Genomic DNA, 24,572 nt, shown 5'->3' on the forward strand with positions numbered 1-24,572 from the left:
CCCAGCGTCTGACATTTTTGCTTGTTTATCAAACCTGCGCGGGTAAGATTGACGGCTTAGTCTGCCATGGTGGGCCATCTGTGCCCGGGTCAGACCCCTAGTGTTGCAAATAGCGCTGCAAGAACAAGCTGGAGACAATATTTCGATGACGCACGCATCCGTAGTAGATGTGCTGACCGGTAAGTATGCGGTTGGCACCACCCAGACAGTGAAAGGGTGGATCCGGACCCGCCGCGATTCCAAGGCGGGGATCTCATTTTTGGCCATATCCGATGGCTCCTGTTTCCATCCGGTGCAGGCCGTCGTTCCCAATACCCTGGCCAATTACGAGAATGAAGTGCTGCGTCTGACCACCGCCTGCTCCGTGGAAGTGACCGGCGTGGTCGCCGCCTCCCAGGGCAGCGGCCAGGCGTTCGAGCTGCAGGCCTCCGAGGTCAAGGTCGTCGGCTGGGTCGAAGATCCGGACACCTACCCCATGGCCGCCAAGCGCCACAGCATCGAATACCTGCGTGAACAGGCCCACCTGCGCCCGCGCACCAACATCGTCGGCGCCGTGACCCGGGTACGCAACTGCCTGGCCCAGGCCATCCACCGCTTCTTCCACGAAGAAGGCTATCTGTGGATTGCCGCCCCCCTCATCACCGCCTCCGACACCGAAGGGGCCGGCGAGATGTTCCGCGTCTCCACCCTGGATCTGGAAAACCTGCCGCGCACCGACGCCGGCAAGGTGGATTACGACAAGGACTTCTTCGGCAAGGAGACCTTCCTGACCGTGTCCGGTCAGCTCAACGTCGAGACCTATGCCTGCGCCCTGTCCAAGGTCTACACCTTCGGCCCGACCTTCCGCGCCGAAAACTCCAACACCAGCCGCCATCTGGCCGAGTTCTGGATGGTGGAGCCGGAAATTGCCTTCGCCAACCTGGAAGACAACGCCGCCCTGGCCGAAGCCATGCTCAAGTACGTCTTCAACGCCGTGCTGGCGGAGCGCCGCGACGATCTGGAGTTCTTCGCCCAGCACGTGGACAAGGATGCCATCGGCCGTCTGGAGCGCTTCGTCGCCTCCGACTTCGCCCAGATTGACTACACCGATGCCATCGAAGTGCTGAAAAACTGCGGCAAGACCTTCGAGTTCCCTGTCTCCTGGGGCATCGACCTCTCCTCCGAGCACGAGCGTTATCTGGCCGAGGAGCACTTCAAGTCCCCCGTGGTGGTGAAGAACTACCCCAAAGACATCAAGGCCTTCTACATGCGCCTCAACGACGACGGCAAGACCGTCGCCGCCATGGACGTGCTGGCCCCGGGGATCGGCGAGATCATCGGCGGTGCCCAGCGTGAGGAGCGCCTCGAGGTGCTGGATCAGCGCATGGCCGAGATGGGCCTGAACAAGGAAGATTACTGGTGGTACCGCGATCTGCGCCGCTTCGGCACAGTGCCCCACGCAGGCTTTGGTCTGGGCTTCGAGCGCCTGGTGGTCTATGTGACCGGCATGGGCAACGTGCGCGACGTCATCCCCTTCCCGCGCACCCCGCGCACCGCCGAGTTCTAAGACGTGCGCCTGCTCGCACCGTGCAAAAGCCGACCCTTGGGTCGGCTTTTTTATTTCCTGCCATCGCCCTGCGTCTGTCACGCCAGGCTGACGACCACCTTGCCCTTTGCGCGACCGGTAGCCAGATAGGCGAGCGCCTCGCCGGCCTGCTCAAACGGAAAGACCTGGTCGATGACGGGCCTGAGCTTGCCCTCGTCCAGCAACGCGGCAATCCGGGTCAGCTGGGCGCCATCCGGGCGCACGAACATCATGGCGTAGGTGACGCCCCGTCGCCGGGCAAGACGGTGGATCCTCCAGCTCATCAGGCCAAACAGAGCCCTCATAACGACATTCATGTTTCTCCCCCGCGCAAAGGCCGCATCCGGCGGGCCGACCAGCGACAGGAGCCGTCCCCCCGGCGCCAGGATCGACAGCGCCCGCTCGAGCGTGTCGCCCCGCAAGGTACCCAGCACCAGATCGTATCCCTGCAATAGCGCATCAAATTCCTGCCGTCTGTAGTCGATCACCACCTCGGCTCCCAAGCGCCCTACCCACTCGACGTTCGCCGTGCTGGTGGAGGTCGCGACCAAGGCCCCCAGGTGCCTGGCCAGCTGAATGGCAAAGGAGCCTATGCCGCCGGATCCAGCGGGAATGAACACCCTCTGACCCGGTGCGAGGGGGGCCTGCTCGGTGAAGGCCTGCCAGGCCGTCAGCGCCACCATGGGAATGGACGCCGCCTGGACGAAGTCGAGGCTGGCCGGTTTGAGGGCCGCCGCGTGTTCGGGCACCACCACCCATTGCGCCAGGGCGCCGCGCCCCAGATCGAACAGGCTGGCATAGATGGCATCCCCCGGCCGAAACCGCGTGACCCGGCTGCCGACCGCCACCACCACACCGGCCAGATCGCTGCCGAGCACCGCGGGCAGCTCAAACCTGAGCAGGGGCTTGAAGGTGCCTTTCGGGATCATGTTGTCGATGGGGTTGAGGCCGACGGCATGCACTTTGACCAGGATCTCGTCCGGCTCCATGGTCGGCTGCGGCAGGTCGGCGAACTCGGGCCGTGCCGACCGGCCATAACGTTTGAACACAAAGGCTTTCATCATCTTGCTACCAGGAAACATGAGGTGGCCGAAACCGGGCAAACCGCCCTTGTCCAACACAGGGCAGCGGCACAGGCCGGGCGCACCTCATCACGGGGATAAAAGAGGCGCTCTGGAGGGAGAACTGCGGGTTGGGCATGGCGCCGTCTCCAACAGACCGCCGGTCTTGTTGCCGGGATCAGCGGCCCTGAGGCGCAGCCTGATAACGTTCGGCGGCATGGGCCTGCCGAAGGTCGGAGAGCAGCGCCTTGCGCGCGCCATCGAGCTCATCCCAGCGACTGGCCTCATGCAGCGGTGGTATGGTGACCCCTTCCCGGCGATCGAAACCGATCAGGGCCGCATCCACCAGCTCCTCCACCGCCATCAACTCCGGCAAGCTGTCGGGATCGATGCCGGAGCGCGCCCAGATCTCGGTGCGCGTGCCGGCAGGCAGCACCGCCTGCACATAGACCCCGGCGGGAGCGAGCTCCAGGCTCATCCCCTGGGAGAGGAACAGCACGAAAGCCTTGGTCGCACCATAGAGCGTCATGCCGAACTCGGGCGCGAGCCCGACCACGGAGCCGATGTTGACGATGCTCCCCTCCCCGGCCTGTACCAGCCGTGGGGCGATGGCGGCCGCCAAGCGTGCCAGCGCCGTGCTGTTCAGGGTCACCAGTTGCTCGACGCTGTCGGCGGTCTGGGCGAGGAAGTGACCCGTCTGGCCCATCCCTGCGTTGTTGATCAGGATGCCGATGCTGGCATCATCCCGTAGCCGGGCCTCCACGGCGGCCAGCTCCCGGGATTGGGTGAGGTCGGCGGGCAGGATGTCGACGGCGACGCCATACGCCTGGCGCAGGCGGCCTGCCAGCGCCGTCAGCCGTGCCTCATCGCGGGCGACGAGCACCAGATCGTGGCCGCGCCGGGCGAAGCGGTCGGCATAGGTGGCGCCAATGCCGCTGGAGGCGCCGGTGATAAGCACTGTGGGTTTAATGGTCATGATGTCATTCTCTCGGGTGAAGGTGTTGCACTGTCTTGGATGCCGCGCCAGGCACTGGAGGGCCATGGCGCAATGTCGACGGGGCGTCATGGGATGACGCTTCCCGTCGATGCGCGGTTACTCGTCGGCCCCCGCCAAGGCCGGGTAATCGATGTAGCCCTCGGCGCCGCCGCCATAGAGGGTCTCGGGTCTGAGTGCGGCGAGCGGGGCCCCCTGCTGCAGGCGCTCGACCAGATCCGGATTGCTGATAAAGGGGCGACCGAAGGCAAACAGGTCCGCCTTGCCCTGGGCCAGGGCACTGCTGGCCAGCGTCAGGTCATAGCCGTTATTGGCCAGATAGGTCTGCTTGAAGCGCCGACGCAGGGAGGCGAAGTCGAAAGGGGCGACATCCCGGGGGCCGCCGGTGGCGCCCTCGATCACATGCAGATAGACGACCCCCAGCGCGCTGAGCCGCTCGACCAGATAGTCGTACTGCGGCTGGGGATCGCTGCAGGAGATGCCATTGGCCGGTGAGACGGGGGAGATGCGGACCCCGGTGCGATCGGCCCCGATCTCCTCGGCCACGGCGGCGGTGACCTCGAGCAGCAGCCGCGCGCGGTTCTCGATGGAGCCGCCATAGCCGTCGGTGCGCAGGTTGGCGCCATCCTTGAGAAACTGCTCCAGCAGATAGCCGTTGGCACCGTGGATCTCGACCCCGTCGAAGCCCGCCGCCATGGCGTTGGCAGCCGCCTGACGAAAATCATCGACGATGCCGGGGAGCTCCTCCAGCGCCAATGCCCGGGGCATGGACACCTCGACGAAGTCATTGTTGACGAAGGTCTTGGTCTGGGCCCGCAGGGCCGAGGGCGCCACCGGCGCCGCGCCATCGGGTTGCAGCGCGACGTGGGAGACGCGACCGACGTGCCAGAGCTGCACGAAGATGCGACCGCCCCTGGCATGCACCGCATCGGTCACCTTGCGCCAGCCCGCAATCTGCGCCGCCGTGTAGAGGCCCGGGGTGTCCTGGTAGCCCTGAGCCTGGGCGGAGACCTGCGTCGCCTCGGCGATCAGCAGCCCCGCCGTGGCCCGCTGGCTGTAATAGGTGGCGGCATGCTCGCTCGGTACCAGGCCGGGGCCGGCACGGTTGCGGGTGAGCGGCGCCATCACGATGCGGTTGGCGAGGGTGATGGGGCCAAGGGAATAGGCCTCGAAGAGTCTCTTGTCTGTCATGGCGTGCCTCTGTCGGGTGGAACCTGGATCTGGGAAGGAGGGTGGTCTCTCTCTGCATCGCGCCGCCCTGCTCTGAGCTTGCAAGCGTCAATCCGGGGTCAGGGCGTTCAACCCCTTCCCGGGGTCTGCGCATTAAAGATGACGATCATCATCTTTTTCGTCAAGCGTTTTGATGATGACCAACATCAATGTATAGTGTTCACCACTTCCATGATCCAGAGGACGACCGGGTATGAGGGTCACCAAGGCACAGGCTCAGGCCAACCGGGCACACATAGTCGCCACCGCGGCCAGGCTGTTTCGCGAACGGGGTTACGATGGCGTGGGGGTGGCAGATCTGATGGGGGCGGCCGGCTTCACTCACGGCGGTTTCTACAAGCACTTTCCCACCAAGGCGGATCTGATGGCAGAGGCCGCCACCTGCGGGTTTGAACAGAGCCTGGAGAAAACCGGCGCGCTCGATGGCCCCGAGTTTGTCAGGCACTACCTCTCCAGAGAGCACCGCGATGTCCCTGGGGATGGCTGCATCATGGCCGCACTGTGTGCCGATGCGGCGCGCCAACCGGCCCAGGTCAAGGCCGCCTTCGAGGCCGGTATTGAGGCCATGCTGGCCCGCATCGGTGGCCCGCGCGGCACGTCGGATGCACAGGATCGCGCCAAGGGGATCGCGCTGATGGCGCAGATGGTCGGCGCCATCATGCTGTCGCGGGCCTGTCCGGATGAGTCGCCACTGGCCGATGAGATCCTGGCTGCCTGCCGCGCAGCCCTCTTGTCTCAGCGCTCGTCTCCAACAGAGGCGGCCACCGCCGAGTCAAACCAGGACACTTGAGCCGACCAGTCGGGCCCATTGCCAGGATCGCAGGCCAGCCCTGACCTGCGATGCCCTTCATCGACCCCTGCCGTCTCCCGGCAGGGACGATCTCCGCCTCTCATTCTGCTCCTCGCATCAATCCCCCACCCCTCTTCCCCTGCCTGCCAGGCCCCAGCCACCTCTGTACAGGGGTTATCCGTAGTTTTTATGCACTTAATTCGGAAAAGGGCCCGTTATTGAACCACCTCAATTTTTTACCCCTTTAGGGGTGGCAGAATGCCCACTGACCCGTTAGGGACAATGACGACAGAGGCTCCCTGGCCCCAGGGCCGGTGCGGACATGGGTTCAATCACACGAGGTAATGGAATGATCTTGATGGAATTTTTGGTGGTACTCGGCTGCTTGCTGCTGGGTACCCGCTTTGGAGGCATGGGGCTTGGCCTCATCAGCGGCATAGGTCTGTTCCTGCTGACCTTCGTGTTCGGGCTGACCCCGGGCGAGCCCCCGGTGCAGGTGATGCTGACCATACTGGCGGTGATAGGGTGCGCCTCCGTGCTCCAGACCGCCGGCGGCCTCAACCTGATGATGCAGATAGCCGAGCGCCTGCTGCGCCGCCACCCCCAGTACATCACCATACTGGCCCCGCTCACCACCTGGACCCTCACCTTCCTGTGCGGTACCGGCCACGTGGTCTACACCATGTTCCCCATCATCAGTGACATCGCGCTGCAGAAGAACATCCGTCCCGAGCGCCCCATGGCGGTGGCCTCCGTCGCCTCCCAGATGGCCATCTGCTCCTCCCCCGTCTCGGTGGCCGTGGTCTCCCTGGTCTCCATCCTGGCGGCCGGTCATGGCATAGGCGAGGCCTATGGCCTGCTCGACATCCTGATGATCTCCATCCCGGCCTCCCTCACCGGCGTGCTGGTGGCGGCCCTGTGGAGCCTGCGCCGCGGCAAGGACTTGGACAAGGACGAGGAGTTCCAGGCCAGAATCCAGGATCCGGAACAGCGCGCCTTCATCTATGGCGGCAACCAGACCCTGCTCGATCACGCCTTCCCGAAAGAGGCCTACTGGTCGACCTGGATCTTCTTCGCCGCCATCGCCGCCGTGGTGGTGCTGGGGGCCAACGAGGGACTGCGTCCCGTGTTCGAGATCAAGGGCAAGACGGGCCCCCTCTCCATGAACCTGGTGATCCAGATGATGATGCTGATCGCCGGCGCCATCATACTGATGCGCTGCAAGGTCAAGCCGAGCGAGATCTCGAACGGTCCCGTGTTCAAGGCGGGCATGGTCGCCATCTTCTCGGTGTTCGGGGTGGCCTGGATGAGCGACACCTTCTTCATCAGCCACATGGACGCCCTCAAGGAGAGCCTCTCCCATGTGGTGCAGTCCCAGCCCTGGACCTATGCCCTGGTGCTCTTCCTCATCTCCAAGCTGGTGAACAGCCAGGCGGCGGCGCTCACCGCCATCGCCCCCATGGGGCTGGCCCTGGGGGTGGATCCCAAGCTACTGATCGCCTTCCTGCCGGCGAGCTACGGCTACTTCGTGCTGCCGACCTACCCAAGCGATCTGGCCTGCATCGGCTTCGACCGCTCAGGCACCACCCGCATCGGCAAGTTCATCATCAACCACAGCTTCATCCTGCCCGGCCTCATCGGGGTGGGCACCGCCTGTACCCTGGGTTACCTGCTGACCAGCCTGCTGCTCTGAGGCGGGCAAACCAGGACAACAACAAACGGGAGGCCATCGGCCTCCCGTGTCATCTTCCCGGGTTGAGCCAGCCCCCCGACGGCATGAGGCACGCGGCCATCCGGCCCACGATGCCAGAGGCTCATACGCCACTGACGCTGGATCATCATCTGCAAATATCAATAAACCACCAAAAACCAATCGTAATATCTAAAAAATAATTGAAATTAAGTTTTTTAAACTACCGCCTACGTTCTAGAATTCCCGCCTATGACCGGGGGAGATTAATGACCCGCTTTTTGCGTTGGATCAAGACTCGCCACGACCAAGCTGCCAAGATCGGCACCGATACCCAGCGACCACTTCGCACCGGAGAGAGCTATGACAAACCAGGCCACCGCAAGCATGACAACCTGCGACTACAAGCTGTGGGATATTCTCGTCGCGTCGGCAAAGGAACGCTCAACCATTCGTTACTCCAAGCTGGCCAAGATGGCCGGGCTGGAGACCTGCCAGGATGAGCTGCGCACCCTGCTGCAACGCATTCGCATGTACTGCACCGAACACCAGCTGCCCGTGCTCTCCACCATAGTGGTGGACGATGTGGGCAAGTACGCCGGGCTCAGCTCCGGCCTGCCGGAAGCCCCCTGGGAGCGGGCACGGGTCTTCGATTATCAATGGCCCGTCGCCCCCTGACCCCTCTTTCCACAAGATAAAACGCGCCTCGATGGCGCGTTTCGTCTCTCTGGCCCGGGGCATGCCACAAAAAAAGCCCGCCATGATGGCGGGCAGACAAGCAAGCAACACTCGGGTTTGCAGAGTCAAAACGTTCAGGCGTCGCCGCCGCCCCTGGCACCACGCGAAGAGGGCGGCGGGCCGTGCCGGATGGCGCTGGCCATGACCGGCGCCGACATGGACGCGAGACGGCCAGCAGACTAGAGCAAAGACTCTTGCCAAGGAAATGTTTTATTGCCATTGCATGATGCATGCCCTGCATTGGGGGCCCTCCCCCTCAGCCGCCACGGGCTCGCCATGCCCGGCGTCAGCAAGAGATGGCCCAGGCCGTTGCCTTGCAACGGCCACAATGCCAGAATCTGGCCTTCGTTGAATTCAGGGCCCAGGCCCGCAGACAAGGACACCCCCATGGCCGTCACCCTCTATGGCATCAAAAACTGCGACACCATCAAGAAGGCGCGCAAGTGGCTCGCCGATGCCGGCGTCGATCACCGCTTCCACGACCACAGGGCAGATGGCCTGAGCCCGGCCCAACTGGATGGCTGGCTGGCACAGCTGGGCTGGGAGGCGCTGCTCAATACTCGCGGCACCAGCTTCCGCGCCCTGCCGGAGGAGGCCAGGCAAGGGCTCGACACCGCCAAGGCCCGCGCCCTGATGCTCGAACACCCCGCCATGATCAAGCGCCCCCTGCTGGATCTGGACGGCGAGCTGCACCTGGGTTTCAAGGCAGACCAGTATCAATCCCTCTTCCCCCGTTAACCTCTTCTTTTAAGGAATGCCGATGTCGGATGTCATCGCACTGGCCAAGGATCTGATCCGCCGCCCCTCCGTTACCCCGCAAGATGAAGGGTGTCAGACCCTGATGGCGGAGCGCCTCGCGCGCCTGGGCTTCGTCATCGAGCCCATGGTGTTTGAAGACACCACCAACCTCTGGGCGCGCCGCGGCAGCGAGGGCCCCCTGTTCTGTTTCGCCGGCCACACCGACGTGGTGCCCGCCGGGCCGCTCGACAAGTGGCACACCCCGCCGTTCGAGCCGACCATTCAGGATGGCGTGCTCTATGGCCGTGGTGCCGCCGACATGAAGGGGTCCCTCGCCGCCATGGTGGTGGCCACCGAACGCTTCGTGGCCGCCCACCCGGATCACTCCGGCTCCATCGCCTTCCTCATCACCTCGGACGAAGAGGGCCCCTTCATCAATGGCACCACCCGGGTGATCGACACCCTGGAGGCGCGCAACGAGAAGATCCGCTGGTGCATCGTCGGCGAACCCTCCTCCACCACCGAGGTGGGAGACGTGGTGAAGAACGGCCGCCGCGGCTCCATCACCGGCGATCTGCTGGTGCGCGGGGTGCAGGGCCACGTGGCCTACCCCCATCTGGCGGACAACCCCATCCACAAGGCGGCCCCGGCCCTGAGCGAGCTGGCCGCCACCGTGTGGGATGAGGGCAACGCCTTCTTCCCCCCCACCAGCTTCCAGATAGCCAATATTCAGGGGGGGACCGGCGCCTCCAACGTCATCCCCGGCGAATTGCACGTCCAGTTCAACTTCCGCTTCAGCACAGAGCTCACCGATCTGGCCATCCGCGAGCGAGTCGAGGCGCTACTGGACAAGCACGGTCTGGACTTTGATCTGAAATGGACCCTCTCCGGTCAGCCCTTCCTGACCGATACCGGCGCCCTGCTGGAGGCCACCGTCGCCGCCGTGGCCGAGGTCAACGGCCAGCGTCCTGCCCTGCTCACCACGGGCGGAACGTCCGATGGACGCTTTATCGCCCCCACCGGGGCCGAGGTGATCGAGCTCGGGCCCGTCAACGCCACCATCCACAAGGTGAACGAGTGCGTGAAGGCCGGCGATCTGGATCTGCTGGCGGACATGTATCAGGGTGTGCTGACCCGTTTGCTGCCATGAAGCCTGCCGCGGGAGGAGAAACCGTGCTGACCCAGGAACAACTGCTTGGCCAGGATGAGGGGCACCTCAGGGTGCTCGGGGCCGGGCCTCACCGCCTCACCCCGGCCGCCGCCGACGCCTTTCACGCCATGCAGCTGGCCGCCGCTGCCGCGGGCCACAATCTGCAACCCGCCTCCAGCTGGCGCAGTTTCGCGCGCCAGCTGGCCATCTGGAATGGCAAGTGGCGCGGCGAGCGACCGCTGCAAGACGGCGACGGCCAGCCCCTGGATGCCCTGCAACTGGGCGAGGTCGAGCGGCTCCATGCCATCCTGCGCTGGAGCGCCCTGCCGGGCACCAGCCGCCACCACTGGGGCACGGATCTGGACATCTATGATCCGGACCGCCTGCCCGATGGCACCCGGCTGGCCCTGGAGCCCTGGGAATATGAGGCGGGAGGCTGGTTTGCCGAACTGGCGCTCTGGCTCGACGCCCATATGGGCGACTTCGGGTTTTTCCTGCCCTATGACAGGCAGGATCGCCAGGCGCTAGGCAGGGAGGTCGCCTTCGAACCCTGGCATCTGAGCTTTGCGCCCGAGGCGCAACATCAGCGGCTCGATGCCAGGGCGCTGGCGCTTTGCCTGCAACAGGCGGATATTGAGGGTAAGCAGACGATCCTGACCCACCTCGACGAGATACTGGCCCGCTACGTCTTACCCCAGCGCACAGACCATGACAGCGTCCATGACATCAATAGGAGCACCCCATGAGTCTCTGGTTGTTAATCGGCTTGCCACTCCTGTTTCTGCTTGGCGTATTTCTCAATGCCATCAAGGACATGAAGCGGATAGAGAAAGAGCTGCCCAAGTACAAGGACAAGATCCGCGAAGTCAAGGATGACGAGGACGACTACTGACAAAAAAGCCCCGAAAGGGGCTTTTTTTCATCCGGCCCCCCCTCTCTCCCCCCTCGCCACGCCCCCTCACCATGACGGGTTGGCAACCATGGCCACCCGTGACGCAAAATGGCGTAAATTGCAAAATAATGCACAAATAGCCCACACAAGCAGGGGGTAAATGCATATAATGTGCCTGATTTGCATTTTGACAGAAGGAGTTCGCCATTGGATGCAGTGACCATCAACAGTTTCTTTCTTATCGGTGCCCTGTTGGTGGGAGCCAGTGTCCTGTTGAGCGCACTCTCGTCCCGGCTCGGGATCCCCATTCTGGTGATCTTCCTCGCGGTCGGCATGCTGGCGGGAGAGGATGGCCCAGGGGGCATCCACTTCGCCGATTACTCGGTCGCCTACCTGGTGGGCAACCTGGCCCTGGCCATCATCTTGCTCGATGGCGGCATGCGCACCCGGGTCTCCTCGTTTCGGGTCGCGCTCTGGCCCGCCCTCTCCCTCGCCACCCTGGGGGTGGCCATCACCACGGGCCTGACCGGGCTGATGGCGGCCTGGCTGTTTGACCTCAACCTGATGCAGGGGATGCTGATCGGCGCCATCGTCGGCTCCACCGATGCCGCGGCCGTCTTCTCCCTGCTCGGCGGGCGCAGCCTCAACGAGCGGGTCGGCGCCACCCTGGAGATAGAGTCCGGCAGCAATGACCCCATGGCGGTCTTCCTCACCATCACCCTGATCGAGGTGCTGGCCACCGGCCAGCAGGGGCTGGACTGGTCCTTCCTGCTCCAGCTGCTGCAACAGTTCGGCCTGGGGGCCGGGCTGGGGCTGGGGGCCGGCTGGTTGCTGTGGAAGCTCATCAACACGGCCCGCCTGGCGCCCGGGCTCTACCCCCTGCTCACCGTCAGCGGCGGCCTGCTCATCTTCGCCCTCACCACGGCGCTGGGGGGCAGCGGCATCCTCGCCATCTACCTGACCGGCCTCTTGCTGGGCAACCGGGTGATCCGCAGCCGCAGCACCACCCTCTCCGTGCTGGACGGCCTCACCTGGCTGAGCCAGATAGGCATGTTCCTGGTGCTGGGCCTGCTCGCCACCCCGAGCAACCTGATGCCCATCGCCTTGCCGGGCCTGGCCCTGGCCATGTGGATGATACTGATCGCCCGCCCGCTCTCGGTCTGGATAGGGCTGCTGCCCTTCAAGAACTTCGCCCCCCGCGAGCGCTGGTTCATCTCCTGGGTGGGCTTGCGCGGCGCCGTGCCCATCATACTGGCAGTCTTCCCCATGATGGCCGGGCTGCCCAACGCCCAGCTCTATTTCAATGTCGCCTTCTTCGTGGTGCTGGTCTCCCTGATCCTGCAGGGCAGCTCGCTGCCGCTGGCCTCGCGCCTGGCGCGGGTGGAGGTGCCGGCGCCGCCCTCCCCCATCAACCGCGCCGGGCTGGAGATCGATCTCGACAGCCAGTGGGAGACCTTCGTCTACCGGCTCGGCTCGGAGAAGTGGTGCATCGGCTCCCCGCTGCGGGATCTCAAGATGCCGGCGGGCACCCGGGTCTGCGCCCTGTTTCGCGGCCAGGATCTGCTCCACCCCTCCGGCAGTACCTGCCTGCAGGCCGATGACATCCTCTGCGTCATCGGCCACGAACACGACCTGACCGCCCTCGGCCAGCTGTTCAGCCAGGCCCCGGAGCAGGATCTCGGCCCCCGCTTCTTCGGGGACTTCCTGCTCGATGCCTCGGCCCGCCTGATCGATCTCGCCCCCCTCTATGGCCTGGATCTTGGCGAGCTGGACGAGCCGGAGCAGAGCCTGGGCGACTTCCTCGCCGGCCGCTTGGGCGATAATCTGGTGGTGGGTGACCAGTACCCATGGCAGGGCATGATCTGGACCGTGGCCGAGATGGACGAGGACGAGGCGAGCAAGATAGGCGTGCGCTTCCTCGACGAAGACCCGGTCTGATCGCCCCTTGACGGAGCAATACATTATGTCTGAGCACAGCCTGATGGCGGGCGTCGGCGCCCCCAACCCCCACCTCGGTCTCATCGAGGGCTTCTTTGGCAAGGGCTGGCGCTGGGACGCCCGCGCCCGCTACGCCCAGTGGCTGCCCCGCCACGGCTATGGCTTCTACCTCTACGCCCCGAAAGAGGATGGCTATCTGCGCAAGCACTGGGCCCTGCCCTGGCCCGAAGATCAGCTGAACGCCCTGCGCCAGTTTGCCGGGCAGTGCCGCGCCAATGGCCTGGATTTTGGCATCGGTCTGAGCCCCATGGGCGCCCATCACGACTACGAACGCCAGCGCCCCGCCCTGCTCGAGAAGCTGAGGGTCATCGATGCCGAGCTGGCCCCGGACATGCTGGCCGTCCTGTTCGATGACATGGTGGGCGACAGCCCCGAGCTCGCCCCCCTGCAGATCCGGATCGCCCACGACATCGCGGCCCACAGCCGCGCCCGCCGCCTGCTGTTCTGCCCCAGCTACTACAGCACGGATCCCGTGCTGGAGAAGGTGTTCGGCGCCATGCCGGCCAACTACCTCCAGGATCTGGGCCAGGGACTGGATGCGCGTTTCGACATCTTCTGGACCGGCCCCAGGGTCTGCTCCACCGAATACCCGGCCGCGCACCTCAAGCAGACCGCCGACTGGCTGCAGCGCAAGCCCTTCCTCTGGGACAACTACCCGGTCAATGACGGCAGCAAGGCGAGCAGCTTCCTGCACCTGCGCGCCTTCGAGCACCGTCCGGCGGAACTCGCCGAGCTCACCTCGGGCCACGGCGTCAACCCCATGAAGCAGGCGGCGCTCTCGGCCCTGCCGCTGGCCTCCCTGCCCATGAGCTACCGCCTCGGCAGACGTTACGACCCGGACAAGGCGCTGCACGACGCCCTCCATGCCACCTGCGGCCCCCAGATCGCCGCCATGATAGGGGCCGATCTGCCGCTGTTTCAGGACGTTGGCCTGGCCCAGCTCACCCCGGAGCAGATCGCCACCTTGCGCAGCCGTTACCTGCCGTTTCGGGATCAATCCTGCGTCGACGAGATAGTGCGCTGGCTCGATGGCGAATACGCATTCGACCCCGATTGCCTCACCGACTGAAAGGCGCACCATGGAGACGACACAGCTCTACCAGAACCTGGCCATCCTCGCCGCCTTCCTGCTGATCTACAGCCTGATAGCGGGTCGATTTGAATCCAAACTCGTCAATGGCCCCCTGCTGTTCCTGCTGGCGGGGGCCCTGCTCGGCCCGGGCGGGGTCGGCCTGCTCAGCCTGGAGATCAATCACGAGGGGATCCGGCTGCTGGCCGAGCTCACCCTGGTGATAGTGCTGTTCACCGATGCCGCCAACACCGACTGGCGGGTGCTGCTGGCCAACCGCAGTCTGCCTGTCCGCCTGCTGCTGATCGGCCTGCCACTCACCCTGGTGCTGGGCACCCTGTTCGGTCGCTGGCTATTTCCGGACCTGCCCCTGCTCGAACTCGCCATCCTCGCCACTATTCTCGCCCCGACGGACGCGGCGCTGGGCAAGGCCGTGGTCAGCAATCCCGCGGTGCCCGCTCCCATTCGCGAGGGACTCAACCAGGAGAGCGGGCTCAACGACGGCATCTGCGTGCCCGTGCTCTTGCTGCTGCTGGCCCTCATCGCCCCGACCGAGCAGCATCAGGGCACGGGCGCCCTGGCCCTGACCCTGATGCTCGAAGAAATTGGCATAGGGATAGTGGTGGCCCTGGCCCTGAGCCATGTCACCCTCTGGCTGCTCAGACGCTCCTATCTCAATGGCTGGCAGCTGCCGCTCTGGCGTCAGCTCACCCTGCCCGGGCTGGCCCTGCTCTGCTTCGCCCTGGCCCAGACCCTGGGGGGCAGCGGCTTCATCGCCGCCTTCGTCGGCGGGCTCTTGATAGGCCACCGCTTCGGCGAGCACAAACATGAGTACCTCGACAGCTGCGAGGGCTATGGCGACCTGCTCTCCGTGGTGATCTGGATGGTGTTTGGCGCCACCCTGCTCCCTGTGCTGCCGGATCTGCTGCACTGGCCATACTGGCTCTATGCCCTGACCAGCCTCACCCTGCTGCGCATGGTGCCGGTCTGGCTCTGCCTGCTCGGCTCCGGGCTCAGGCCCGAGCTCAGGCTGTTCGTCGGCTGGTTCGGCCCCCGGGGCCTCGCCAGCATCGTCTTCGCCGTCATGGTGCTGCAACACAGGCCGGCCCTGCTCGGTCAGGGCCCCATCATCAAGACGGTACTCTGCACTATCCTGCTCAGCGTGATCCTGCACGGCATCAGCGCCAACCCCTGGGTCAGGCGCTTCAAATCCGGCTAGTCCCGGCGTGCGCCCATGAAAAATGCCACCCCCCGTGCAGGGAGTGGCATTTTTGCGAGGCCCAGGCGCTCAGCCCAGGGCCAGCCAGACCCCGACAAACAGCATGAGCGAGCCGGCGATGCGGTTCATCAGGGCCACGTTGCCGCTCTTGGCGAGGAAGTGGCGCAGGGTGCGGCCACCGCTCGCATAGAGCAGCATGCAGGCGAACTCGATCACCAGGATGAGCGCGACCAGGGCCCCTATCTGCGGCGTCATCGGCTTGGCGGCATTGATGAAGGGGGGCAGCAGGGAGACCATGAAGGCCCACCCCTTGGGGTTGGCGATGGCGGTGACAAACCCCTGCACGGCCAGTCCCATGGCGCTGGTCTGCTGGCCGGCCGAGAGATCCGCCGGGATGGCCATCTTGCCCTTGGCCTGCCACATCTGAATGCCGAGCCAGATGAGGTAGGCGCCCCCCACGTACTTGAAGGCCGAGAACAGGGCCGGATAGTTGAGCATGACGGCCGCCACCCCCACCACCGACAGCACGGAGACCAGCCCCACGCCAATCAGCTCTCCCCACATCATGGAGAGGGTGCGGCGCACCCCCAGGCTCATGCCCAGGGTCATCGCCAGGGTCATGCACATGCCGGGGGTCACCGAGACAAAGAAAAACGTGGGAACAAACAGCGCCAAGATGGCGGGATCAATCCAGTCGGACACACTACACCTCCAGGGTAACAGGCAGACGATCTTGCCTATCACACTCTTTTAACACAAGAAAAACCATTTCCTTCAGCAAGATTTCAGCATTAAAAACCCTGTGACAAGAGTTGTCGCGCCTGTGTAAGATGCCGCCTCACTCCTCTTCGGGCCAAGATCTTTCATGTCGTTGAACAACCTCTCCATTCGTCTGCAAGTGCTCATCCCCCTCCTGCTGGCCAGCCTGCTGATGCTGCTGATGGCCGTTGTCAGCAAGCAGGAGATAGACGGCGCCATTTCGGACATGAACGAAACCACCGCCAGCGTCACCCGCCACAAGGACGACATCGCCGCCCTGATCCACGCCAGCTACCGGCTGCGCACCAACGCCATCTACGGTCTCTACGAGCAGGCCCGCTTCGCCGAGCTGCCCGCCGTCCTCAACGGGGCCGAGCAGGAGCTGGGGACCATCTTGTCCCGGCTGGCCATCCCCGGCGCCGAGCAGGACAACAGCCAAGTGGCGGCGGCCCTGCAGGCCTACTTCGCCCACACCCGCACCACCATGCTGCCGCTGTTGTCCCAGCGCTTTGCCGGCAGCGGCGATCCCGCCGCCTACGAGCAGGCCAGGCTGCACTTTCGCGATCTGGGAGAGCGGCTGATCAAGCAGATAGACACCCTGTCTGCCCACATCAACCGGCTGAGCCAGCAGGAGATAGCCCAGGAGCAGGCCCACTATCGCGCCACCCTGCTGCAGACCCTGCTGATGATGAGTGCCACCCTGGTGGCGGCCCTCTGCGGCGGCTGGTGGCTCTCCGGCCGCGTCGTCCAGCCCATCGGCCAGTTGCAGGAGGTGATGCACGCCGTCGCCCAGGGGCGCTTCAACGTGCGCGCCAAGGCCGAAGGCAGCAACGAGCTGGGCCAGCTGGCCAAGGACATCAACCTGACCCTGACCCAGCTGGGCAGCACCCTCCATGCCCTGACCGGCATCAGCGGCAACGTGGCCTCCGCCGCCACCGAACTGGCCGCCGTCATGACCCAGTCCGAGGCCAACGCCCAGCAGCAGCGCAGCGAGACCGAGCAGGTTGCCTCCGCCGTCACCGAGCTGGCCAGCACCGCCGACAACGTCAACCACAACGCCGCCCTGGCCGACGAGCTGGCGCGCGACGCCCACAGTAGGGTCGAGCAGGGGCTGGCCCTGTTTGCCGAGAGCATCCAGGCCAACGGCCGCATGGCGGGCAGCCTGGAGAGCGCCGCCAGCGTGGTGGCGCGGCTCAAGTCCCAGTCCGAGCAGATTGGCAAGGTGATCGAGGTGATCCAGAGCATCTCGGAGCAGACCAACCTGCTGGCCCTCAACGCCGCCATCGAGGCCGCCCGCGCCGGGGAAACCGGCCGCGGCTTTGCGGTGGTGGCCGACGAGGTGCGCCTGCTGGCCGCCCGCACCCAGGACTCCACCAAGGAGATCCAGGTCATCATCGAGCAGCTGCAGAGCCAGAGCCAGTCCGCCAACGACGGCGTGCAGGAGACCCTGGAGATCCTGGGTCGCAACCAGCGCCTCTCCGCCGAGGTGCAGGACCTGCTGGGGGGCATCACGGCGGCGGTCACCCAGATCAATGGTGCCAATGCCCAGGTGGCCACCGCCGCCGAGGAGCAGTCCTGCGTCACCGCCGACATCAACCGCAACCTCACCAACATCTACGAGATAGTGCACCAGAACGCCGCCGGCATCAGCCAGAGCGCCGCCGCCAGTCACGAGCTGTCACAGCTGGCCGAGCAGCAGCGCAGGCAACTGGCCCAGTTCCAGTTGTGATACCCGCTCTGCCAGCCGGGCGAGAGGTGCCGCCTGCGGGCCTCTCGCCCGAAGCAGGGTGCCATTGGCCATTGTTTTAAACGGCCTTTTTACAAGCTGGCTTCATTGAGGGCTGTGCCTGACCGGCAAATATGGGTATGGTAGAGGCACGCCAACTCCCCCCTTATGAGAGCACCATGAATCTGAAGCTCAGGAAACCCGCCTTCATCACCCTGGGATTGATCGCCCTGCTGTCCGCCATCTGGCTCGATTACTACCTGCCCGAGCACACCATCGCCACCATCACCGGGGTGGAGGTGAAGCGCACCGACAAGGACGGCCCCATCAGCAAGAACAACCCCGCCGACGGCCCCACCACGGATGTCTATTACATCTATACCGAGCGCCCCGGCGAGAAGATACGGGTGTTTCGCAACGAAGACACCGGCTGGGGTTTCCCCTTCTACTTCAAGTTTGATGCCGCCGATGTCCAGGCCAAGGCCAAGTCCATGGAGTTCGAGAAGAAGCTGGCCATCATCACCTCCTACGGCTGGCGGGTGAACATGTTCTCCATGTTCCCGAACGTCACCAAGATCAAGACCACGGAGGCGGATGCCTCCAGCTGGAGCTTCTTCCGCTGGTTCTGGTTCGGTATCTGGGCCCTGGTGATGGGCAAGTCGGCCATCGCCCTGTGGCGCTACTTCGAGCGTATCGAGGACGAGATATGAGCAAGGCGCAGGCGCCGGGGATCAGCAAGACCCGCACCAGCTTCTACCGCCGCCTCTATCTCGCTCACCTGATCGACAGCGGCACCAACACGGTGGCGGCCATCATGGCCGCCACCGGCATGCCGAGGCGCACCGCCCAGGACACCCTGGCGGCCCTGGCCGAACTGGATCTGGTGTGTGAGTTTGAGCAGACCCCGGGGGCGCGCCATCAGCAGGGCGGCTACCGCATCAGCGACTGGGGCCCCATAGACCCGGCCTGGGTCGCCCGGCATATCGACGAGATACGAGAGACCCTCGGTTACCCCTAGCCAGCCCCTCGCCGGCTCCTGCCGCTCACTCTTGCACCTCGTATGCCTCTGGCCTGTATTCCTCACCCCCGTCGTCCCGGGTGCAGTCGAGGATCGAACGCTTGGGGTTGTTGGGGTCGCGCAGCAGCAGCGGCGCCTTGCCGGCCTGGTGGCGCGCCTCATTGGAGAAGTCATCGCCATAGCGTTCCAGCAGCAGCTGGCGGGTGTTGGCGATGGGGGCATCGATGAAGAGGGCATGGACCTCGAAGGTCGAGGTCGGGATCAGGAAGCCGCTGATGGGCAACTCCCCCAGCTGGGTGCGGGTACGATACCAGGCAAAGCCATTGTTCACCTTGTAGGGGGTGAAGCCGGCCAGATCGGGATGGCCCGGCTTGAGGGTGTCAGCATCCAGGGAGAGGCCATCGAATTCGCACTCGGCCACCCCTTCCCACAATCGCTCGAACGGGGTGCTGCATCCGGCAAGGGGCAGACTGAGCAGCAACAGCATTGGCATCCGGCGCATCACTGCCCTCCTTACGGGTCAAACCGCCAGGCTCATCCGGGCAGGTGTCATCCCATACCTTAGCAAGGGATGAGGAGGCTATCCCCCATTCCGATCACAGGATGAACCTGAACCCGCCCCGCCTCCCCTGCCAGGGTCAGGATCCGACGCAAGGCAGATGTCAGAGAGGGCGCCCGGGTGTATCATGCCCACCCCATTCGACCCGAGCCCTCGCCCGCCCCATGCAGCCCAGTCCAGATGAGTTCATCGCTCCCCCCTGCCAGGCATCGATCCGCATCCTCCATGAAGATGAGGCCCTGTTGCTGATCGACAAGCCCTCCGGCCTGCTCAGCCTCTCCGGCAAACATCCGCAGAACCTGGATTCGGTCCATCATCGACTGGTGCAGGACTTCCCCGGCTGCACCCTGGTCCATCGCCTCGACTTTGGCACCTCGGGGCTGATGCTGGTCGCCCGCAACAAGGCGGTCAACGCCGCCCTCTGCCGCCAGTTCAGCGAACGCACCGTCGGCAAGGAGTATCTGGCGCTGCTGCTGGGTCACCTGGCCGAGGATGAGGGGGTGATGGACTTTCCCATCGCCAAGGATCCCCCCAACTTCCCCCTGATGAAGATCTGTGCCCGGGAGGGCAAGCCCGCCCGCTCCCGCTATCGGGTCCTGGCGCGGGAGCAGTGGCCCCATGGAGCAGGGAGCCTGGCCGTCAGCCGGGTGGCGCTGCGGCCGGAATCGGGGCGTACCCATCAGCTGCGCATCCACAGCCAGCAGCTGGGTTACCCCATGCTGGGGTGTGATCTCTATGGCGGGCAGGCCCATGCCCTGGCCGGGCGCCTGATGCTCCACGCCCATCGCCTCGACTTCCATCATCCCCTGAGCGGCAAGCCCATGGCGGCGGTGTGCGACTGCCCCTTCTAGGGCGCAGACAAAAAGATAGGGGCCGCGCTTTCGCAACGGCCCCCACCCCCCACTCTTTGTGGTGCTATCAGATCAGCTTGCGGGCGGCGCCCAGCACGATCTTGATGGCATCAGATTCGGTTCTCGCCATGGTTTCGGCGTTCGGGATTTCCTGCTGGGTACGGTTGACGATAACGCCGGCTACCATGCCGGCACGCAGGCCCTGGCTGGTGCACATGGTCAGCAGGGTGGCGGACTCCATCTCGTAGTTCAGCACGCCCATGGCTTGCCACTCTTTCATGGAACCCTGGAAACGGCTCACCACGCGGCCGGAGACGGTGTCGTAACGCTCTTGACCCGGGTAGAAGGTGTCGGAAGAGGCAGTCACCCCCACGTGCAGGGTGGAGCCCAGCTCCTTGGCGGTGTTGACCAGCGCCGTGGTGCAGTCGAAGTCGGCCACGGCCGGGAACTCCATCGGCGCGAAGTGCAGGCTGGCGCCGTCGAGGCGCACGGAACCTGTGGTCACGATGACGTCGCCCACGTTCAGGTGCGGCTGGATGGCGCCCGTGGTGCCGATGCGCAGGAAGGTATTGATACCCAGCTGGGCCAGCTCTTCCACCGCAATGGAGGTGGACGGGCCACCGATACCGGTGGAGCAGATGATCACGGCCTTGCCGTCCATCTCGCCGCGCCAGGTAGTGAATTCACGATGGCTGGCCAGGTGCACCGGGTTGTCCAGCAGCTCTGCGATGCGCTTCACGCGCTCGGGGTCACCGGGAACGATCGCCAGGGTGGCGCCTTGCAGATCCGCTTTCTTCAAACCCAAGTGGAAAACATCAGACATAGTGGACTCCTGGTTGCGCCCCGCCGCCGGGCGGCCGAGTGCAGTAAAGGTGATTCTTCAGGGTACTTTCAAGCATGGATCCCCTCATTCGGGGAGGCGCCAACTATGGTCGAAAGCGCTTTCCAATTCCTTGACGCGCCTCACACTTCCACGCATCAATCGCTGCAAAAAAACCGCAAAACGTTTGCTAAGTTGATGAATTTTTAAGGAAAACGTTTCGCTTCCTCCCTGTTTGACCAGGCGGGCCGCCAGCGCATGGAGGGCGTCGGTCTCGTGCCTCTGCCACCCCAGGAGGGAGCGGGTGCCCTCCCCTTGGTCTGACCATGGCGGCCATGCCCCCAGGCCTTTTTAATGGCAGGAGGATCAATGGCTTTTTACTTCCGCACGGGGAGTGGGTATGATTTGCCGAGCTAAAAAAGACTGTATGGATGACTTGAACCCGATATGCGGATGAAACACCTGATTGCCGCGGCGCTGACCGCCCTCACCCTCTCTGGTTGCAGCCTGGTCTATCGCATCGATATTCCCCAGGGCAACTATGTGGAACAAAAGCAGGTCGACAAGCTGCGCCAGGGCATGACCCGCGAGCAGGTCGAGTTCGTGCTGGGCTCCCCCATGATGCGCGACAGCTTCGATCCCGACACCTGGTACTATCTGTATGAGTTCCAACCGGGCCGTGGCGACAAGGAGCGCAAGGAGCTGACCGTCAAGTTTCTCGGCGACAGGCTGAGCACGGCCAGTGGCGACTTCCCGCTGCCTGCGGCCTTCACCACCCCGCTCTGATCCCCTCCACGAAACCGGCCTCGCGCCGGTTTTGTTTTATCTCCTTCAGTCAGAGGGATGCCTGGCAGATGGCCGCCCCTTGTCCGATGCTGAAGTGCGTCCCATGCCATGAAACAGGGAGAACCTCATGAGCCGGATCCTGATAGCCGGTGCCACCGGCCTCGTCGGCCGTCAGCTGCTGCAACAGTTGCCCGCGGAGCATGAGCCGATCCTGCTCTGCCGCACACCGGACATCGCGCAGCCTGCCCGGCACTGGCTGCCGGTCGATTTTGATGATCTGGCCAGCGTGGCCTTGCCCCAACCAGTCACCCTCGCCTTCTGCTGCCTCGGCACCACCCGCAGTGAAGCGGGCTCGGCCGCCGCATTTCGCCGGGTCGATCTCGATTATGTGCTCGCCTTCGCCGAGCTGGCCCGTCGCCATGGTTGCCGGCGGCTGGTGGTGATCTCCAGCATGGGCGCCAATGCCGCCTCTCCCCTGCTCTATCCCCGCACCAAGGGCGAGATGGAGCAAGGCCTGCAAGCCCACGACTGGCAGCGCCTGGCCATATTGCGTCCCGCCATGCTGCTCGGCCAACGCCAGCCGCCACGCCTCTCGGAGCAGTGCTTTCAAGGGATCTACCCGCTGTTGCGCCCCCTGCTGGTGGGCAAGTTGCGCCGCTGGCGCGCCATCGAGGCGAGCCAGGTGGCCAGCGCCATGGTGATCCTGAGCGAGGGGGACGGGGTCGAGGTGGTGGAAAACGAGCGACTGCTGGGCCTGTGAGCGGGCCTGCATAAGCACGTATGCAAAAGAGGCGCCATGGCGCCTCTGCTTGTATTGATGAATGCCTTGATGCCTGCGTCGAGAGCGCCCCAGGCAGCCGCCTTCAGCTCCCATCCTCCTCGCCGCGCTTGCGGCTGGCATTGGGGCGACCACCGGTGACCACATCGGCACGGCCCTCCTCCTTGGCCCTCTCCGCCCGCTTCTTGCGCATCTCCTTGGGATCGGCGGTGAGCGGGCGGTAGATCTCGATGCGATCCCCGTCCTGAAGCAGATCAGTCGCCTTGGCCAGGCGACTGTAGATGCCGAACTTGTTGACCGAGAGATCGATCTCGGGATGCCTGGCCAGGATGCCGGACTGCTCGATGGCCGCCTGCACGCTGGTGCCGGCCCCGACCCTCAGGGTCAGCACCGTCTGGCGATCCGGCAGGGCGTAGACCACTTCGATCGTCAGGGCATCAGACACCGTAGACCTCCTTGGCGCGGTTGGAGAAGGCGAGCACCATGGAACCCACCAGATCCCGGAAGATCTGGCCAAAGGCCAGCTCGATCAGCTTGGAGGTAAATTCGAAGTCCAGGTCGAACTCCACCTTGCAGGCGTCCACATCGAGGGGGGTGAAGGTCCACCAGCCGGCCAGCTTGCGAAACGGGCCATCGACCAGTTCCATCCTGATCTGGCGGTTGGCATCGAGCTGGTTGCGGGTGGTGAAGGTCTTGGCGATGCCCGCCTTGGCCACATCCACCGACGCCGTCATGAAGTCGTCGCCACTCTCGTGGACCCGACTGCCGACACAGCCGGGCAGGAACTCAGGGTAGGCATGAACATCGTTGACCAGCCGGAACATCTGTTCCGCGCTGAACATCACCAGGGCACTGCGGGTAATACGGGGCATGGGGTTTCCTCATCCAATCCCCGGGATTTTATCACCATATCCCCGAAAATCACCGCCGAAACTGCTCACAAAGTCGCCACTCGAGCGGCTGCGCGTTTTACAGCCGCCGCCACCCACGTATAATGCGCCTTCCACGTCATCGCCGAAGGCGCCCGTCATGAGCAAAAAAAACAGTAAAAACAAAGCCGGGTCCAGCACCATTGCCCTCAACCGAGCCGCGCGCCACGAATACTTCATCGAAGAGAAGGTCGAAGCGGGCCTGGCGCTGCAAGGGTGGGAAGTCAAATCCCTGCGGGCGGGCAAGGCCAACATCAGCGAAGCCTATGTCATCTTCTTGCAGGGAGAGGCCTTCCTGTTCGGCGCCAGCTTCCTGCCGCTCAATGCCGCCTCCAGCCATGTGGTGTGCGACCCGACCCGCACCCGCAAGCTGCTGCTGAGCCGCCGCGAGATAGACAGGCTCGAGAGCCTGACCGCCCGTCAGGGCTACACCATAGTGCCCCTCTCCCTCTACTGGAAGCAGTGCTGGGTCAAGGTCGAGATCGGCCTGGTGAAGGGCAAGAAAGAGCACGACAAGCGGGAAGACACCAAGGCCCGCGAATGGGATCGCGAGAAGTCCCGCATCATGAAGAACAAGCGCCTGGGCTGACTGCCCTGCCCTGGTTAGCGCCTTGCTGCCACGCCGGACCTTGTGTCCGGCGTGCTGCTTCTTGCGTCGCGCCATGGGTGACGGGGGTTCATCTCCCCCCAACACGGCCCAGGCCCGTCATAGCGAGTAATAAATCGGCAAACGACCGGCCAATTTGGCTCATTGCCGGCCAACGCCTTGCCATGGCTGGTTTTTTGCGTACAATCCTTCTTAACAACTTGGGGCTGATTCTGGATTCGACAAGATTCACGAAACCCAAGGTGCATGCCGAGGTGCGGTAGGCCTCGTTAATAAACCGCAAAAAAATAGTCGCAAACGACGAAAACTACGCACTCGCAGCTTAATAACCTGCGCTGAGCCCTTCTACCCTAGCTTGCCTGTGTCCTAGGGAATCGGAAGGTCATCCTTCACAGGATCGTGTGGAAGTCCTGCTCGGGGCGGAAGCATTAAAACCAATCGAGCTAGTTGATTCGTGGCGTGTCTCTCCGCAGCGGGTTGGCGAATGTAAAGAGTGACTAAGCATGTAGTACCGAGGATGTAGTAATTTTGGACGGGGGTTCAAATCCCCCCAGCTCCACCAAATAATGTTCCGAGTAGGAACGAGAAAGACCAGAAACCCGCATC

Annotated in this window: 26 protein-coding genes and 1 other RNA gene; 19 read left to right on the plus strand and 8 right to left on the minus strand. The window is 64.2% G+C overall.

The features are described 5' to 3' along the window. Nucleotides 1–145 precede the first annotated feature (145 nt). Nucleotides 146–1,546 carry an asparagine--tRNA ligase gene (asnS, locus tag ACLHZ1_RS07740; RefSeq protein ID WP_427261600.1) on the plus strand — a complete coding sequence of 467 codons (1,401 nt, stop codon included), beginning with the start codon at nt 146–148 and terminating at the stop codon, nt 1,544–1,546. A 77-nt stretch (nt 1,547–1,623) separates the two neighbouring features. On the opposite strand, the gene ACLHZ1_RS07745 is transcribed toward asnS, so the two are convergent. The 3 genes from ACLHZ1_RS07745 to ACLHZ1_RS07755 all read right to left on the minus strand — a co-directional run bounded on the left by ACLHZ1_RS07745 (nt 1,624) and on the right by ACLHZ1_RS07755 (nt 4,810). After that, nucleotides 1,624–2,628, minus strand: coding sequence for an NADP-dependent oxidoreductase (locus tag ACLHZ1_RS07745; RefSeq protein ID WP_427261601.1), 1,005 nt, complete (start codon nt 2,626–2,628; stop codon nt 1,624–1,626). A gap of 175 nt (nt 2,629–2,803) precedes the next feature. Further along, entirely contained in the window at nt 2,804–3,601 is a 798-nt protein-coding gene (locus ACLHZ1_RS07750) for an SDR family NAD(P)-dependent oxidoreductase (RefSeq protein WP_427261602.1), read from the minus strand. 117 nt (nt 3,602–3,718) lie between these two features. Further along, nucleotides 3,719–4,810 (minus strand): alkene reductase, encoded by a 1,092-nt coding sequence (locus ACLHZ1_RS07755; RefSeq protein ID WP_427261603.1) that lies wholly within the window; start codon nt 4,808–4,810, stop codon nt 3,719–3,721. Nucleotides 4,811–5,042: 232 nt separating this feature from the next. Between ACLHZ1_RS07755 and ACLHZ1_RS07760 the strand changes: the two genes are divergently transcribed. The 10 genes from ACLHZ1_RS07760 to ACLHZ1_RS07805 all read left to right on the plus strand — a co-directional run bounded on the left by ACLHZ1_RS07760 (nt 5,043) and on the right by ACLHZ1_RS07805 (nt 15,133). Beyond that, nucleotides 5,043–5,639, plus strand: a complete 597-nt coding sequence (locus ACLHZ1_RS07760) for a TetR/AcrR family transcriptional regulator (RefSeq protein WP_427261604.1) — start codon at nt 5,043–5,045, stop codon at nt 5,637–5,639. Nucleotides 5,640–5,988: 349 nt separating this feature from the next. After that, the gene (locus ACLHZ1_RS07765; protein ID WP_408773205.1) at nt 5,989–7,332 is read left to right on the plus strand and encodes an anaerobic C4-dicarboxylate transporter; all 1,344 of its coding nucleotides are present in this window, start codon (nt 5,989–5,991) and stop codon (nt 7,330–7,332) included. Between the two features lie 360 nt (nt 7,333–7,692). Further along, entirely contained in the window at nt 7,693–8,007 is a 315-nt protein-coding gene (locus tag ACLHZ1_RS07770; protein WP_041997705.1) for a hypothetical protein, read from the plus strand. A 447-nt stretch (nt 8,008–8,454) separates the two neighbouring features. Then, complete coding sequence (locus ACLHZ1_RS07775) at nt 8,455–8,805, plus strand: ArsC family reductase (RefSeq protein WP_427261605.1); 351 nt, start codon at nt 8,455–8,457, stop codon at nt 8,803–8,805. 22 nt (nt 8,806–8,827) lie between these two features. Further along, nucleotides 8,828–9,955, plus strand: coding sequence for a succinyl-diaminopimelate desuccinylase (dapE, locus tag ACLHZ1_RS07780; protein WP_427261606.1), 1,128 nt, complete (start codon nt 8,828–8,830; stop codon nt 9,953–9,955). A 26-nt stretch (nt 9,956–9,981) separates the two neighbouring features. Continuing rightward, nucleotides 9,982–10,701 (plus strand): M15 family metallopeptidase, encoded by a 720-nt coding sequence (locus ACLHZ1_RS07785; protein WP_427261649.1) that lies wholly within the window; start codon nt 9,982–9,984, stop codon nt 10,699–10,701. Further along, nucleotides 10,698–10,847, plus strand: a complete 150-nt coding sequence (locus ACLHZ1_RS07790) for a hypothetical protein (RefSeq protein ID WP_084205416.1) — start codon at nt 10,698–10,700, stop codon at nt 10,845–10,847. Before ACLHZ1_RS07785 ends, ACLHZ1_RS07790 begins: the two co-directional genes overlap by 4 nt. Nucleotides 10,848–11,054: 207 nt before the next feature. Further along, entirely contained in the window at nt 11,055–12,785 is a 1,731-nt protein-coding gene (locus ACLHZ1_RS07795) for a potassium/proton antiporter (RefSeq protein ID WP_111873617.1), read from the plus strand. Nucleotides 12,786–12,810: 25 nt separating this feature from the next. Then, on the plus strand, nt 12,811–13,914 hold the full coding sequence (locus ACLHZ1_RS07800) for a beta-N-acetylglucosaminidase domain-containing protein (protein ID WP_427261607.1): 1,104 nt from the start codon (nt 12,811–12,813) through the stop codon (nt 13,912–13,914). A 10-nt stretch (nt 13,915–13,924) separates the two neighbouring features. Beyond that, nucleotides 13,925–15,133 carry a cation:proton antiporter gene (locus ACLHZ1_RS07805; protein ID WP_427261608.1) on the plus strand — a complete coding sequence of 403 codons (1,209 nt, stop codon included), beginning with the start codon at nt 13,925–13,927 and terminating at the stop codon, nt 15,131–15,133. Nucleotides 15,134–15,202: 69 nt separating this feature from the next. Here the strand turns inward: ACLHZ1_RS07805 and ACLHZ1_RS07810 are convergent, their stop codons facing one another. Beyond that, nucleotides 15,203–15,835: a LysE family translocator gene (locus ACLHZ1_RS07810; RefSeq protein WP_408794443.1), complete on the minus strand. Its 633-nt coding sequence runs from the start codon at nt 15,833–15,835 to the stop codon at nt 15,203–15,205. A gap of 163 nt (nt 15,836–15,998) precedes the next feature. Between ACLHZ1_RS07810 and ACLHZ1_RS07815 the strand changes: the two genes are divergently transcribed. The 3 genes from ACLHZ1_RS07815 to ACLHZ1_RS07825 all read left to right on the plus strand — a co-directional run bounded on the left by ACLHZ1_RS07815 (nt 15,999) and on the right by ACLHZ1_RS07825 (nt 18,636). Next, nucleotides 15,999–17,621 carry a methyl-accepting chemotaxis protein gene (locus ACLHZ1_RS07815; protein WP_427261609.1) on the plus strand — a complete coding sequence of 541 codons (1,623 nt, stop codon included), beginning with the start codon at nt 15,999–16,001 and terminating at the stop codon, nt 17,619–17,621. 176 nt (nt 17,622–17,797) lie between these two features. After that, nucleotides 17,798–18,328 (plus strand): DUF1523 family protein, encoded by a 531-nt coding sequence (locus ACLHZ1_RS07820; RefSeq protein WP_408794437.1) that lies wholly within the window; start codon nt 17,798–17,800, stop codon nt 18,326–18,328. After that, on the plus strand, nt 18,325–18,636 hold the full coding sequence (locus ACLHZ1_RS07825) for a winged helix-turn-helix domain-containing protein (protein ID WP_408794435.1): 312 nt from the start codon (nt 18,325–18,327) through the stop codon (nt 18,634–18,636). Before ACLHZ1_RS07820 ends, ACLHZ1_RS07825 begins: the two co-directional genes overlap by 4 nt. A 25-nt stretch (nt 18,637–18,661) precedes the next feature. Here ACLHZ1_RS07825 and ACLHZ1_RS07830 read toward each other — a convergent pair whose 3' ends face one another. After that, nucleotides 18,662–19,138 (minus strand): hypothetical protein, encoded by a 477-nt coding sequence (locus ACLHZ1_RS07830; RefSeq protein ID WP_427261610.1) that lies wholly within the window; start codon nt 19,136–19,138, stop codon nt 18,662–18,664. A 221-nt stretch (nt 19,139–19,359) separates the two neighbouring features. Here ACLHZ1_RS07830 and ACLHZ1_RS07835 point away from each other — a divergent pair, with 221 nt between their 5' ends. Next, complete coding sequence (locus ACLHZ1_RS07835; protein ID WP_427261611.1) at nt 19,360–20,046, plus strand: RluA family pseudouridine synthase; 687 nt, start codon at nt 19,360–19,362, stop codon at nt 20,044–20,046. A gap of 67 nt (nt 20,047–20,113) precedes the next feature. On the opposite strand, the gene udp is transcribed toward ACLHZ1_RS07835, so the two are convergent. Further along, nucleotides 20,114–20,869 carry a uridine phosphorylase gene (gene udp / locus ACLHZ1_RS07840; protein WP_427261612.1) on the minus strand — a complete coding sequence of 252 codons (756 nt, stop codon included), beginning with the start codon at nt 20,867–20,869 and terminating at the stop codon, nt 20,114–20,116. 444 nt (nt 20,870–21,313) lie between these two features. Between udp and ACLHZ1_RS07845 the strand changes: the two genes are divergently transcribed. Beyond that, entirely contained in the window at nt 21,314–21,652 is a 339-nt protein-coding gene (locus tag ACLHZ1_RS07845; protein WP_041997680.1) for an outer membrane protein assembly factor BamE, read from the plus strand. A gap of 127 nt (nt 21,653–21,779) precedes the next feature. Continuing rightward, nucleotides 21,780–22,412, plus strand: a complete 633-nt coding sequence (locus ACLHZ1_RS07850; RefSeq protein ID WP_427261613.1) for an NAD(P)H-binding protein — start codon at nt 21,780–21,782, stop codon at nt 22,410–22,412. A 103-nt stretch (nt 22,413–22,515) separates the two neighbouring features. Here ACLHZ1_RS07850 and ACLHZ1_RS07855 read toward each other — a convergent pair whose 3' ends face one another. Then, nucleotides 22,516–22,875, minus strand: coding sequence for an RnfH family protein (locus tag ACLHZ1_RS07855; RefSeq protein WP_427261614.1), 360 nt, complete (start codon nt 22,873–22,875; stop codon nt 22,516–22,518). Beyond that, nucleotides 22,868–23,302: an SRPBCC family protein gene (locus tag ACLHZ1_RS07860; protein WP_408773233.1), complete on the minus strand. Its 435-nt coding sequence runs from the start codon at nt 23,300–23,302 to the stop codon at nt 22,868–22,870. The genes ACLHZ1_RS07855 and ACLHZ1_RS07860 overlap by 8 nt, the downstream gene beginning before the upstream one ends. Before the next feature lie 157 nt (nt 23,303–23,459). Here ACLHZ1_RS07860 and smpB point away from each other — a divergent pair, with 157 nt between their 5' ends. Together smpB and ssrA are read left to right on the plus strand one after the other, a co-directional pair. Next, a complete protein-coding gene (gene smpB, locus ACLHZ1_RS07865) occupies nt 23,460–23,948 on the plus strand; it encodes an SsrA-binding protein SmpB (protein ID WP_041997675.1) in 489 nt (162 codons plus the stop codon). A gap of 220 nt (nt 23,949–24,168) precedes the next feature. Then, nucleotides 24,169–24,528, plus strand: a transfer-messenger RNA (tmRNA) gene (gene ssrA, locus ACLHZ1_RS07870). Nucleotides 24,529–24,572: the final 44 nt, after the last annotated feature.

This window comes from Aeromonas sobria, from assembly GCF_050266975.1.
GTDB classification, from domain to species: domain Bacteria; phylum Pseudomonadota; class Gammaproteobacteria; order Enterobacterales; family Aeromonadaceae; genus Aeromonas; species Aeromonas sobria_B.